Origin of the sequence: Bacillus sp. BF2-3 (assembly GCF_008368795.1) — a bacterium.
Lineage (GTDB): Bacteria > Bacillota > Bacilli > Bacillales > Bacillaceae_G > Bacillus_A > Bacillus_A cereus.
Genome location: NZ_QOSA01000040.1, coordinates 1 through 12,807, shown reverse-complemented (window position 1 = coordinate 12,807; position 12,807 = coordinate 1). Strand labels below are relative to the sequence as shown.

Sequence of the window (12,807 nt, the reverse complement as noted above, 5' to 3'; positions counted from 1 at the left end):
GAGGAGGTTAGGAATGAATCGTATCTTCCGTAATACCATCTTTTATTTACTGATATTCTTAGTAGTAATTGGAATCGTGAGCTATTTTAATGGTTCGACACAAAAAACGACATCAGTTAGCTACGACAAATTCATTACTAAACTAGAAAGCGGTGAAGTGCGTAATGTGCAACTTCAACCGAAAAATGGTGTATTTGAGGTAAAAGGACAATTTAATAACTCTAGCCAAGGAGAACAATTTGTTACTTATGCACCAAATACTGAGGAATTACAAAAGAAAATTAATGATAAAGCGAAAGGTGCCGAAGTTAAGTATCAACCAGCAGAAGAAACAAGTGCTTGGGTAACATTCTTTACTTCAATCATTCCATTTGTCATCATCTTCATTTTATTCTTCTTCTTATTAAACCAAGCTCAAGGCGGCGGTAGCCGTGTTATGAACTTCGGGAAAAGTAAGGCGAAGTTATATAATGATGAAAAGAAAAAAGTTCGTTTCAGAGATGTTGCTGGTGCGGATGAAGAGAAACAAGAACTTGTTGAGGTAGTTGAATTCTTGAAAGACCCTCGTAAGTTCTCTGAAGTTGGTGCTCGTATTCCAAAGGGTGTCCTATTAGTTGGACCTCCAGGTACAGGTAAAACTTTATTAGCACGTGCTGTTGCAGGTGAGGCTGGCGTTCCATTCTTCTCTATCAGTGGTTCTGACTTCGTAGAGATGTTTGTCGGTGTCGGTGCATCACGTGTACGTGATTTATTTGAAAATGCAAAGAAAAATGCTCCTTGTATCATTTTCATTGATGAAATTGATGCAGTAGGTCGTCAACGTGGCGCAGGTCTTGGTGGTGGTCATGATGAGCGTGAGCAAACATTGAACCAATTACTTGTTGAAATGGATGGATTCGGTGCAAACGAAGGTATTATTATCGTTGCTGCGACAAACCGTCCAGACATTCTTGACCCAGCGTTATTACGTCCAGGTCGTTTTGACCGTCAAATTACAGTAGATCGTCCAGATGTAAATGGCCGTGAAGCTGTACTGAAAGTACATGCGCGTAATAAACCACTTGATGAGCATATTAATTTAAGAGCAATTGCGACTCGTACACCAGGATTCTCTGGTGCGGATCTTGAAAACTTATTAAACGAAGCTGCTTTAGTAGCTGCACGTCAAGATAAGAAGAAAATTGATATGAGTGATATCGATGAAGCGACGGATCGTGTTATTGCAGGTCCAGCTAAGAAAAGTCGTGTTATCTCTGAAAAAGAACGTAATATCGTTGCTTTCCATGAAGCAGGTCATACTGTAATTGGTGTTGTTCTTGATGAAGCAGATGTCGTTCATAAAGTAACAATTGTCCCTCGTGGTCAGGCTGGTGGATATGCGGTAATGCTTCCGAAAGAAGATCGTTACTTCATGACGAAACCAGAGTTACTTGATAAAATCACTGGTTTACTTGGTGGCCGAGTAGCTGAGGAGATTGTATTTGGTGAAGTGAGTACAGGTGCTCATAATGACTTCCAACGTGCGACTGGTATTGCAAGACGTATGGTTACGGAATTTGGTATGAGTGACAAACTTGGACCGATGCAATTTGGTAGCTCGCAAGGTGGTCAAGTGTTCTTAGGAAGAGACTTCCACTCAGAACAAAACTATAGTGATGCGATTGCACATGAAATCGATATGGAAATGCAATCAATTATGAAAGAATGTTATGCTCGTGCAAAACAAATTCTTACTGAAAACCGTGATAAACTAGATATTATCGCACAAACGTTACTTGAAGTAGAAACGTTAGATGCAGAGCAAATCAATCATTTATGTGATTACGGCAGATTGCCAGAACGTCCAACATCTTCAGATGATGTGAAAGTAAACATCAACATGAAGAAAGACGATGAAGATAAAGAAGATAAGTAAGAAGTGAAGGAGTGACTATCGTCACTCCTTTTTTGTTTGTTAAAATCTTTGTTAATTACTATTGAGAACTTAGTGGATAAAGTAATTTAAGTAAAACTAGTATTAAAAATTGAAATAGAGAGCAATCTTTTTGTAAAATGATGAGGATAGGAAAGCTGATTATATAAGTATGTGTGATATGATGTTTTTATAAGTTTTATACATACTGCACAAATATAGATTAAATAAGATAAGTGGTGAGAATATGATTTTTGTATTGGATGTAGGGAACACAAATGCTGTACTAGGTGTGTTTGAAGAGGGGGAACTTCGTCAGCATTGGCGCATGGAAACAGATCGTCATAAGACAGAAGATGAATATGGAATGCTTGTAAAGCAATTGCTTGAGCATGAGGGTCTTTCGTTTGAAGATGTGAAAGGTATTATTGTGTCTTCAGTCGTACCACCAATTATGTTTGCTTTAGAGCGCATGTGTGAAAAATATTTTAAAATTAAACCGCTTGTAGTAGGGCCTGGGATAAAAACAGGACTAAATATTAAATATGAAAATCCGCGTGAAGTAGGCGCAGACCGAATTGTAAATGCAGTAGCAGGAATCCACTTATATGGAAGTCCGCTCATTATTGTTGATTTTGGTACGGCTACTACATATTGTTATATTAACGAAGAAAAACATTATATGGGTGGAGTTATTACGCCAGGAATTATGATTTCAGCAGAGGCTTTATATAGCAGAGCAGCAAAACTTCCTCGTATCGAAATTACAAAACCAAGCAGTGTTGTTGGGAAAAATACAGTAAGTGCGATGCAATCTGGTATTCTTTATGGTTATGTTGGACAAGTGGAAGGTATTGTTAAGCGTATGAAAGAAGAAGCTAGACAAGAACCTAAAGTTATTGCAACAGGTGGATTGGCAAAATTAATTTCCGAAGAATCGAATGTAATTGATATTGTAGATCCGTTTTTAACGTTAAAAGGTTTGTATATGTTATATGAACGTAATGCAAATTTACAGCATGAGAAAGGTGAATAAATACGTATGAAAGATTATTTAGTAAAAGCGTTAGCATTTGATGGAGAAGTGCGTGCGTATAGTGTACGTACAACAAATACAGTAAGTGAGGCGCAAAGACGTCATGATACATGGAGAACAGCTTCAGCGGCACTAGGGCGTTCTTTGACTGCGGGTACAATGATGGGCGCAATGTTAAAGGGTGAGCAAAAGTTAACGATTAAGGTAGAAGGTAACGGTCCAATTGGCCCTATCTTAGTAGATGCTCATGCAAATGGAGATGTACGTGGTTATGTAACGAATCCGCATGTTGATTTTGAAGGAACAGAACAAGGGAAGTTACGTGTATATCAAGCGGTAGGTACAGAGGGGTTTGTAACTGTAATTAAAGATATTGGAATGCGTGAGCCGTTTATTGGTCAATCTCCAATCGTTTCAGGAGAATTAGGAGAAGACTTTACGTATTATTTTGCAGTTTCTGAACAAACGCCTTCTTCTGTAGGTGTTGGTGTTCTTGTAAATGGAGATGATAGCATATTAGCGGCAGGTGGATTCATCCTTCAAATTATGCCGGGTGCGCAAGATGAAACGATTTCATTTATTGAAGACCGTTTACAAAAGATTCCACCTGTATCAACGTTGATTGAACAAGGTCTTTCTCCGGAAGAGCTACTATATGCAGTTCTTGGAGAAGATAAAGTAAAAGTATTAGAAACAATGGATGTTCAATTTAATTGCACATGCTCACGCGAGCGTATTGAGAGTGTATTAATTAGTTTAGGTAAAACAGAGTTAGAGCAAGTTCGTGAAGAAGAGGAAGAGACAGAAGTTCACTGTCATTTCTGTAATGAACGATACAAGTTCTCTAAAGAAGATATTACAAATTTAATCGAGAATTTGTAATAAGGGAATTAAGAGGAGCAATCCTCCAAATGAATTGACAAACAGGGAATTTTCTGACAAAATCTAAATATAGATAAAACCAATAAAAATACTCGGTGTTAGGAGTGACAGGAATGCGAGTGGCACAATCAGTTTCAGAATTAATCGGGAAAACGCCGATCGTTAAGTTGAACCGCATCGTAGAATCAGACAGCGCAGATATATACTTAAAATTAGAATTTATGAATCCGGGGAGTAGTGTTAAAGATCGTATCGCATTAGCTATGATTGAAGATGCTGAAAAAAAGGGATTATTAAAAGAGGGCGATACAATCATTGAGCCGACAAGTGGTAACACAGGAATTGGTTTAGCGATGGTAGCGGCTGCTAAAGGATATAATGCAATCTTAGTAATGCCAGAAACAATGAGTATTGAGCGTCGTAATTTATTACGTGCTTACGGTGCGGAATTAGTATTGACTCCAGGGCCTGAAGGAATGGGTGGAGCAATTCGTAAAGCGACTGAATTAGCAAAAGAACATGGCTACTTTATACCACAACAGTTCAAAAACCAATCGAATCCAGAAATTCACCGTTTAACAACAGGTCCAGAAATTATTGAACAAATGGGCGACCAATTAGATGCGTTTATTGCAGGTATTGGTACAGGTGGAACGATTACTGGTGCTGGTGAAGTACTGAAGAAAGCGTATAAAGATATTAAAATTTATGCAGTAGAACCTGCAGATTCACCAGTATTATCTGGTGGGAAGCCAGGTCCACATAAAATCCAAGGAATTGGGGCGGGATTTGTTCCGGAGACGTTGGATGTAGAAGTATATGATGAAATTATTCAAGTGAAAACAGAGCAAGCATTTGAATATGCGAGAAGAGTGGCTAAAGAGGAAGGTATTTTAGTTGGTATCTCTTCAGGCGCAGTTATTTATGCAGCAACAGAGGTTGCGAAAAAGTTAGGTAAAGGGAAAAAGGTACTTGTTATTATCCCGAGTAACGGTGAACGTTATTTAAGTACACCACTTTATCAATTTGAATCCTAATTAAACGCGATTGAAAAAGCATCCTTGAAAAAGGGTGCTTTTTCTTTTGGGATTGGAAATAGGAAAAGAGTGAATGACTAGAAAACTTCATGTAAAATAAGAGGTAGTATAATTAAATTATTTTCACTAGCCTTCGAGTATAATCAATCTCTATATAAATAACTTATGTAGTTTGAGCGGGTTTATCTAAGAGGGTGGGATAAAAGAAGACGGGGTGTTGATATGCAACGAAGAAAATCTTTAGCGCTTTCTATTCCATATCAGTTAGATTTCTTTAAGCAATATAAATTTCTTTCTCAGGGTAAATCGCAACATATTTTGTTAGAAAGCGGCCGTGGCGGTCGTTATAACATTGTAGGGCTGAACCCAGTAGCGGTAATCCGAGGGAAGGGTGAAACGTTACATATAAGTGAAAGTGGTAAGGAAACAATAAAACGAGGGAATCCGTTAGATTTAATGCAAGAATATATGGAACAATGGAAGACGGACTATAACCCAGAGTATCCGCCTTTTCAAGGTGGTGCAATTGGCTATTTCAGTTATGACTGTATCCGTTATATTGAAAAGCTGCCTTCTCTTGCGGAAGATGATATTGATATACCTGACATCTTCTTTTTATTATTTGATGACGTATTTGTCTATGATCAAAAAGAACAAGTGTTATGGGTTATTACGCATTATGTAGATAAATATGAAGAGGCGAAAGAACGGCTAAATGAGTGGAAGAGTCTTTGGATGACAGAAGCGCCTGAAGTGACCGTGCCCTTTGAAAGTCCTGAAAAGAAAAGTGAAGCAGTTGCTTTTACTGAAGCTGGCTTTATGAAGGCAGTTGAATGTATTCAAGAATATATTGGAGCGGGTGATGTGTTCCAAGTAAACTTGTCGACGAGACAAGAAAGAACGTTACAGACACACCCACTAGAAATTTATACAAGTCTTCGTGAAATTAATCCATCTCCATATATGGGTTACCTGGAGCTTGGGGATTTTCAAATCGTTAGTGGATCGCCAGAGTTGTTAATTAAGAAACAAGGAACTGAAGTAAGTACAAGACCAATTGCTGGAACGAGATCTAGAGGCGCGGATGAGCAAGAGGATGAAGAATTAGCAAGAGAATTAATTGAGAACGAAAAAGAAAGAGCAGAGCATGTAATGCTTGTGGATTTAGAAAGAAATGATTTAGGACGTGTTTGTAAATATGGCACTGTAGAAGTAGATGAATTTATGGTAATTGAGAAATACTCACATGTTATGCATATTGTTTCTAATGTGCGTGGTGAAGTGGAAGAAGATAAAGATGCTTTTGATTTAGTGAAGGCTGTATTCCCTGGGGGAACAATTACTGGTGCCCCAAAAATACGTACGATGGAAATTATTGAGGAATTAGAACCTGTTCGAAGAGGGATTTATACAGGTTCAATCGGTTGGATTGGTTATTCTGGAGATACAGAATTGAATATTGTAATTAGAACACTTCTTGCTAAAGATGGAAAAGCTCATGTACAAGCAGGGGCGGGAATTGTAATTGATTCAAATCCGGAAAATGAATATAAAGAGTCGTTAAAAAAGGCGATTGCTTTATGGCGTGCAAAAGAACGTAGTGAAGAAACGGTTAGGTGAGAGAAATGATATTAATGATTGATAATTATGATTCTTTTACATTTAATTTAGTGCAGTTTCTTGGAGAACTTGGACAAGAGCTCGTTGTTAAACGTAACGATGAAGTGACTATTTCAGATATTGAGAATATGAAACCAGATTTTCTAATGATTTCTCCAGGTCCGTGCAGTCCTAATGAAGCTGGGATTAGTATGGAAGTTATTAAATACTTTGCTGGAAAGATTCCGATTTTTGGTGTTTGTCTAGGGCATCAATCCATTGCACAAGTGTTTGGTGGAGAGGTTGTCCGTGCAGACCGATTAATGCATGGAAAAACGTCGCTTATGCATCATGATGGAAAGACGATTTTTTCGGATATTCCTAATCCGTTTACTGCGACGCGCTATCATTCCCTTATTGTTAAGAAAGAGACGTTACCCGATTGCTTAGAGGTAACATCTTGGACAGAGGAAGGGGAAATTATGGCACTTCGTCATAAGATATTACCGATAGAGGGTGTGCAATTCCATCCAGAATCTATTATGACTTCTCATGGGAAAGAGCTGTTGCAGAATTTCATTCGTAAATACAGTCCAAGTGTGACATTATGTTAATTTACGTAAATGGTCAGTATGTAGAAGCAAGTGAAGCGAGAATTTCTCCATATGATCATGGTTATTTATATGGTCTTGGAGTTTTTGAAACGTTTCGTATTTATAATGGTCATCCTTTCTTATTGGATGATCATTATAACCGTTTAATAGAGGCGCTGGATACATTGCAAATTAAATGGACAATGACAAAAAATGATGTGATGCTTATTTTGAAAGATTTACTCGCTAAGAATGAATTGAAGCATGCATATGTACGTTTTAATGTATCGGCGGGTATAGATGAAATAGGATTACAAACGGAAATGTATGAAGAGCCTTCTGTTATTGTTTTTATAAAACCTTTAACAGCTCCAGGGGATGTAGTGGAAAAAGAAGGCGTTATTCTAAAACAAGTGCGAAATACACCGGAAGGGACATTTCGCCTGAAGTCTCATCACTATTTAAATAATATTTTAGGGAAGCGTGAAATTGGAAATGTTGTGAGTAAGGAAGGTATTTTCCTCACTGAAGCAGGTTATGTTGCAGAGGGCATTGTTTCGAATCTATTTTTTGTGAAAGGTGATGTTTTATATACACCTTCGTTAGAGACAGGGATTTTAAATGGTATCACTCGTGCGTTTATTATAAAGAGTGCTGAAGAATTAAATATAGAAGTAAAGGAAGGTTTCTTTACAAAAGATGAGCTACTTTCAGCGGATGAAGTCTTCGTAACAAACTCCATTCAAGAAATTGTTCCGCTTTATCGTATAGAAGCGCAGGATTTCCCGGGTAAAGTAGGAGTGGTTACAAAAAGTTTAATGTACCTTTATGGAATGCAAAGAGAGAAATTATGGAGCAGAAATGAATTACGAAGAGGAGATGTGTAGTTTGAAGTGGGATTATGATTTGCGCTGCGGCGAATATACATTGAATTTAAATGAAAAAACATTAATTATGGGGATTTTAAATGTAACACCAGATTCGTTTTCTGATGGAGGGAGTTACAACGAGGTAGATGCTGCGGTACGTCACGCAAAAGAAATGCAAGGTCAAGGTGCTCATATTATTGATATTGGTGGCGAATCTACTCGCCCAGGTTTTGCTAAAGTATCAGTAGAAGAAGAAATAAAGCGAGTTGTCCCGATGATTCAAGCAGTTTCAAAAGAAGTAAAATTGCCTATATCTATCGATACATATAAAGCTGAAGTTGCAAAGCAAGCAATTGAGGCTGGTGCTCATATTATTAATGATATTTGGGGAGCGAAGGCGGAGCCAAAAATTGCTGAAGTCGCAGCTCATTATGATGTACCCATCATTTTAATGCATAACCGCGATAATATGAATTATCGTAATTTAATGGCGGATATGATTGCTGATTTGTATGACAGTATTAAAATTGCTAAAAATGCTGGTGTGCCAGATGAGAATATTATTTTAGATCCAGGTATCGGTTTTGCTAAAACACCTGAGCAGAACTTAGAGGCGATGCGTAATTTAGAACAGTTAAATGTGCTAGGTTATCCAGTTCTCTTAGGTACTTCGAGAAAGTCCTTTATTGGGCACGTATTAGATTTGCCAGTGGAGGAACGCCTTGAGGGAACAGGAGCTACCGTTTGTCTTGGTATTGAAAAGGGCTGTGAGTTTGTTCGTGTCCATGATGTGAAAGAAATGGCGCGTATGGCTAAAATGATGGATGCGATGATTGGTAAGGGGGTAAGGTAATTGGATAAAATTTATATCCATGATATGGAATTTTATGGTTATCATGGTGTGTTCCCAGAGGAGAATAAATTAGGTCAGAGATTTAAAGTTGACTTAACGGTGGAGTTGGATTTAAAGCGTGCAGGGGAAAGTGATGACTTAGAGCATTCGGTCAATTATGGAGAGCTTTTCGAATTATGTAGAAAAGTTGTTGAGGATAGAAAGTATAAGCTTGTGGAGAGTATCGCTGAAAATATTGCTGCAGATATATTAAAACAATATGAAAGTATTTCACGCTGTACAATTAAGGTAATTAAGCCGGATCCACCGATACCGGGTCATTATCGTGCTGTAGCAGTAGAAATTACGAGAGAACGTCCATGAACAATATAGCTTACATTGCATTAGGGTCAAATATTGGAGAGCGTTATACGTATCTAACTGAAGCGATTCAGTTTTTAAATAAAAATCCTTATATTCAGGTTGATGATATTTCATCTGTATATGAAACTGAGCCAGTTGGCTATACTGACCAAAGTTGCTTTTTAAATTTAGTTATAAAAATTTCTACCAATTTATCACCACAAGAGTTATTGAAAGTAACACAAAAAGTAGAAAATGACCTAGGAAGAAAAAGGGAAATTAGGTGGGGGCCGAGGACTATCGACCTTGACATTTTACTTTATAATCAAGAGAATATTGAAGCAGAGAATCTTATTGTTCCGCATCCGCGGATGTTTGAAAGAGCTTTTGTTATCGTTCCGTTGTTAGAGATTAATCAAGACATAAAACAAAACATTTCACGTTCACAAGTAGAAGAAATGAAAAGGCGAGAGGGAGTAACGGTATGGAAGCAGAAAAATGGGGAAGACGCATTCGTGCTTTTCGAAAGTTAAAAGGCTATACACAAGAAGGTTTTGCTAAAGAACTAGGGGTATCTGTATCTGTTTTAGGTGAGGTTGAGAGAGGGAATAGATCGCCTTCTCAAGATTTTGTAGTAGAAGTTGCTAAGGCATTAAATGTTTCGATAGAGGAATTAATGCCAAAGTGATTGTACAGGAAGGAGTAGGTTGATTGTTAAAGATTGCAAATATCGAGATGAAAAATCCGGTTGTACTAGCACCGATGGCGGGAGTGTGTAACTCTGCATTCCGTTTAACAGTAAAAGAATTTGGTGCCGGCTTAGTTTGTGCTGAAATGGTAAGTGATAAGGCAATATTACTTAATAATAAAAGAACATTAGATATGTTATATATCGACGAGAGAGAAAAGCCATTAAGTTTACAAATTTTTGGTGGAGAGAAAGAAACTCTTGTAGATGCTGCGAAATATGTAGATAAATATACGACAGCAGACATAATTGATATTAATATGGGTTGTCCAGTGCCGAAAATCGTTAAATGTGATGCGGGGGCAAGGTGGCTTTTAGATCCGAATAAAATATATGAAATGGTAGCAGCGGTTGTAGATGCTGTAGAAAAGCCGGTTACAGTTAAAATGCGTATCGGTTGGGATGAAGAACATATTTTCGCAATAGAAAATGCTAGGGCTGTTGAGCGTGCTGGTGGCCAAGCTGTGGCGGTTCACGGACGTACACGAGTGCAAATGTATGAAGGAAAAGCGGATTGGGATATTATTAAACAAGTAAAACAATCTGTAAATATCCCGGTTATCGGAAATGGTGATGTCGCAACGCCGCAAGATGCAAAGCGTATGCTTGATGAAATTGGTGTAGATGGTGTTATGATTGGTCGTGCGGCTCTTGGAGATCCGTGGATGATTTATCGTACGGTAAAGTATTTGGAGACAGGTGAATTAATGTCGGAACCAACAGTGCGCGAGAAAATTGATGTATGTATGTTACATCTAGATCGTCTTATTGACTTAAAGAACGAAAGTGTCGCTGTAAGAGAGATGAGAAAACATGCAGCTTGGTATTTAAAAGGTGTTCGTGGTAATGCGAGTGTACGTAATGGTATTAATGCTTGTAACACACGGGAAGACCTTGCGAATGTGTTAGGTACATTTGTAGAAGAAGTGGAAGCGAAACAACAAACAATTTACGTTGGTTAATAATGGACATAGGAGATTGACATTCTTCTATACACTTCCTATAATTACGTGAAAGAAAGAAGAGCTGCCAGTTAGTTGCTGGCAGTTTTTCTAGTTGAGTAGAAAATGCTATACTGTATATATTGTAAAATTAAATAGAGCTGGAGTGATATCAATATCATGGATAACATGAACCACGAAGAATTAAACGACCAATTGATTGTTCGTCGTGAAAAGCTACATAATTTACGTGAACAAGGAATTGACCCGTTCGGTAAAAGATTTGAACGCACAAATTCAACAACTGATTTAGTGAGTCTATATGGAGAGTTCTCTAAGGAAGAATTAGAGGAGAAGGAAATCGCTGTTTCTATCGCTGGTCGTATTATGACAAAACGCGGAAAAGGGAAAGCTGGATTTGCACACGTTCAAGATTTACATGGACAAGTTCAAATTTATGTTCGTAAAGATGCTGTTGGAGATGACGAGTACGAATTATTTAAAACAGCAGATTTAGGTGATTTAGTAGGTATTGAAGGTAAAGTGTTCAAAACAAATGTTGGAGAACTTTCAGTAAAAGCAACAGGCTTTACGCTATTAACGAAATCTCTTCGTCCATTACCAGATAAATACCATGGATTAAAAGATGTTGAACAACGCTACCGTCAACGTTACTTAGACTTAATTACAAGTATGGAAAGTCGTGAAACGTTCGTTACTCGTAGTAAAATCATTCGTGAGATGAGAAGATACCTAGATGACAACGGTTATCTTGAAGTGGAAACACCTATGATGCATGCAATTGCAGGTGGAGCTTCTGCGCGTCCTTTCACTACACATCATAATGCGTTAGATATGGAATTATATATGCGTATCGCAATTGAGCTACATTTAAAGCGTCTTATTGTGGGTGGTTTGGAAAAAGTATATGAGATCGGCCGTGTATTCCGTAATGAGGGTGTATCAACTCGTCATAACCCTGAGTTTACGATGATTGAATTATATGAAGCATACGCTGATTATAAAGATATTATGAAGTTAACAGAAGATATGGTTGCTCATATCGCGAAAAAAGTACTGGGTACAACAACAATCCAGTATGGTGATTATGAAATTAATCTAGAACCAGAATGGACACGTCTTCATATGGTAGATGCGATTAAGCAATACTCTGGAGCTGATTTCTGGAATCCGATGAGTGTAGAAGAAGCGCGTGAGCTTGCAAAAGAACATAATGTAGAAATTAAAGATACAATGGAAGTTGGTCATATTATAAATGAATTCTTCGAACAAAAAGTAGAAGATAAATTAATCCAACCAACATTTATTTACGGTCATCCGGTAGAAATCTCACCGCTTGCGAAAAAGAATGATGAAGATCCAAGATTTACAGATCGTTTCGAATTATTTATCGTTGCGCGTGAACATGCAAATGCATTCACTGAGTTAAATGATCCAATCGATCAAAAAGAACGTTTTGAAGCGCAATTAAAAGAGCGCGAACAAGGTAATGATGAAGCTCATATGATGGATGACGATTATATTGAAGCTCTTGAGTACGGTATGCCTCCTACGGGTGGATTAGGAATTGGTATTGATCGTCTAGTTATGTTATTAACAAATGCACCATCTATTCGTGATGTATTATTATTCCCTGCTATGCGCCATAAACAAGACTAAGCTTTGGAGATTTCTCCAAAGCTTTTTTTATTTGAGCATGAGTTGCGTGGGTATAGTAAGTCTTGATAGTGCGAGAAATTATATTTATATAGAAGAAATGTGCTGTTTTTATACTTTTTTACTAAGTTAAAAATTTTATTAGAAAAACTATTGCATTTTAATAATCAAACTGGTATATTTATATTCGTTGCCACGAAAGGTAACAAACAAAACAAACGAAAAACAACTTATTGAAAAAAGTTGTTGACGAAAATATAACGAAATGTTATATTGATAAAGTCGCTTCCGAGCGACGAAGTAGTTCTTTGAAAACTG

General features: G+C 37.5%; 13 protein-coding genes. All 13 read left to right on the top strand.

Annotated features, from left to right (window positions below):
- Positions 1 to 13: 13 nt before the first annotated feature.
- The 13 genes from ftsH to lysS all read left to right on the top strand — a co-directional run bounded on the left by ftsH (position 14) and on the right by lysS (position 12,492).
- Complete coding sequence (ftsH, locus tag DN401_RS24670; RefSeq protein ID WP_001079674.1) at positions 14 to 1,915, top strand: ATP-dependent zinc metalloprotease FtsH; 1,902 nt, start codon at positions 14 to 16, stop codon at positions 1,913 to 1,915.
- A gap of 244 nt (positions 1,916 to 2,159) precedes the next feature.
- Positions 2,160 to 2,948 carry a type III pantothenate kinase gene (locus tag DN401_RS24665; RefSeq protein WP_000578368.1) on the top strand — a complete coding sequence of 263 codons (789 nt, stop codon included), beginning with the start codon at positions 2,160 to 2,162 and terminating at the stop codon, positions 2,946 to 2,948.
- 6 nt (positions 2,949 to 2,954) lie between these two features.
- Positions 2,955 to 3,830 (top strand): redox-regulated molecular chaperone HslO, encoded by an 876-nt coding sequence (gene hslO, locus DN401_RS24660; protein ID WP_000656372.1) that lies wholly within the window; start codon positions 2,955 to 2,957, stop codon positions 3,828 to 3,830.
- 113 nt (positions 3,831 to 3,943) lie between these two features.
- Positions 3,944 to 4,867 carry a cysteine synthase A gene (cysK, locus tag DN401_RS24655; RefSeq protein WP_001261713.1) on the top strand — a complete coding sequence of 308 codons (924 nt, stop codon included), beginning with the start codon at positions 3,944 to 3,946 and terminating at the stop codon, positions 4,865 to 4,867.
- A gap of 222 nt (positions 4,868 to 5,089) precedes the next feature.
- On the top strand, positions 5,090 to 6,487 hold the full coding sequence (gene pabB, locus DN401_RS24650) for an aminodeoxychorismate synthase component I (RefSeq protein WP_001189728.1): 1,398 nt from the start codon (positions 5,090 to 5,092) through the stop codon (positions 6,485 to 6,487).
- 5 nt (positions 6,488 to 6,492) lie between these two features.
- Entirely contained in the window at positions 6,493 to 7,080 is a 588-nt protein-coding gene (gene pabA, locus DN401_RS24645; RefSeq protein WP_000602292.1) for an aminodeoxychorismate/anthranilate synthase component II, read from the top strand.
- On the top strand, positions 7,074 to 7,946 hold the full coding sequence (pabC, locus tag DN401_RS24640) for an aminodeoxychorismate lyase (protein WP_000909884.1): 873 nt from the start codon (positions 7,074 to 7,076) through the stop codon (positions 7,944 to 7,946). Before pabA ends, pabC begins: the two co-directional genes overlap by 7 nt.
- On the top strand, positions 7,921 to 8,781 hold the full coding sequence (gene folP, locus DN401_RS24635; RefSeq protein WP_002164656.1) for a dihydropteroate synthase: 861 nt from the start codon (positions 7,921 to 7,923) through the stop codon (positions 8,779 to 8,781). The genes pabC and folP overlap by 26 nt, the downstream gene beginning before the upstream one ends.
- Positions 8,782 to 9,144, top strand: coding sequence for a dihydroneopterin aldolase (folB, locus tag DN401_RS24630; RefSeq protein WP_000358062.1), 363 nt, complete (start codon positions 8,782 to 8,784; stop codon positions 9,142 to 9,144). It abuts the gene before it with no gap.
- Complete coding sequence (gene folK / locus DN401_RS24625) at positions 9,141 to 9,656, top strand: 2-amino-4-hydroxy-6-hydroxymethyldihydropteridine diphosphokinase (RefSeq protein WP_001059450.1); 516 nt, start codon at positions 9,141 to 9,143, stop codon at positions 9,654 to 9,656. Before folB ends, folK begins: the two co-directional genes overlap by 4 nt.
- Positions 9,608 to 9,811, top strand: a complete 204-nt coding sequence (locus DN401_RS24620) for a helix-turn-helix domain-containing protein (protein WP_000387031.1) — start codon at positions 9,608 to 9,610, stop codon at positions 9,809 to 9,811. Before folK ends, DN401_RS24620 begins: the two co-directional genes overlap by 49 nt.
- A gap of 23 nt (positions 9,812 to 9,834) precedes the next feature.
- Positions 9,835 to 10,833 (top strand): tRNA dihydrouridine synthase DusB, encoded by a 999-nt coding sequence (gene dusB, locus DN401_RS24615; protein ID WP_000912252.1) that lies wholly within the window; start codon positions 9,835 to 9,837, stop codon positions 10,831 to 10,833.
- Positions 10,834 to 10,992: 159 nt separating this feature from the next.
- The gene (lysS, locus tag DN401_RS24610) at positions 10,993 to 12,492 is read left to right on the top strand and encodes a lysine--tRNA ligase (protein WP_000369668.1); all 1,500 of its coding nucleotides are present in this window, start codon (positions 10,993 to 10,995) and stop codon (positions 12,490 to 12,492) included.
- Positions 12,493 to 12,807: the final 315 nt, after the last annotated feature.

Bases quoted from the DNA above. Each gene is read 5' to 3' on its own strand.
- lysS (WP_000369668.1), top strand. From the start codon at position 10,993: ATGGATAACATGAACCACGAAGAATTAAACGACCAATTGATTGTTCGT.
- hslO (WP_000656372.1), top strand. From the start codon at position 2,955: ATGAAAGATTATTTAGTAAAAGCGTTAGCATTTGATGGAGAAGTGCGT.
- ftsH (WP_001079674.1), top strand. From the start codon at position 14: ATGAATCGTATCTTCCGTAATACCATCTTTTATTTACTGATATTCTTA.
- pabC (WP_000909884.1), top strand. From the start codon at position 7,074: ATGTTAATTTACGTAAATGGTCAGTATGTAGAAGCAAGTGAAGCGAGA.
- pabA (WP_000602292.1), top strand. From the start codon at position 6,493: ATGATATTAATGATTGATAATTATGATTCTTTTACATTTAATTTAGTG.
- folK (WP_001059450.1), top strand. From the start codon at position 9,141: ATGAACAATATAGCTTACATTGCATTAGGGTCAAATATTGGAGAGCGT.
- cysK (WP_001261713.1), top strand. From the start codon at position 3,944: ATGCGAGTGGCACAATCAGTTTCAGAATTAATCGGGAAAACGCCGATC.
- folP (WP_002164656.1), top strand. From the start codon at position 7,921: ATGAATTACGAAGAGGAGATGTGTAGTTTGAAGTGGGATTATGATTTG.
- DN401_RS24620 (WP_000387031.1), top strand. From the start codon at position 9,608: ATGGAAGCAGAAAAATGGGGAAGACGCATTCGTGCTTTTCGAAAGTTA.
- pabB (WP_001189728.1), top strand. From the start codon at position 5,090: ATGCAACGAAGAAAATCTTTAGCGCTTTCTATTCCATATCAGTTAGAT.
- DN401_RS24665 (WP_000578368.1), top strand. From the start codon at position 2,160: ATGATTTTTGTATTGGATGTAGGGAACACAAATGCTGTACTAGGTGTG.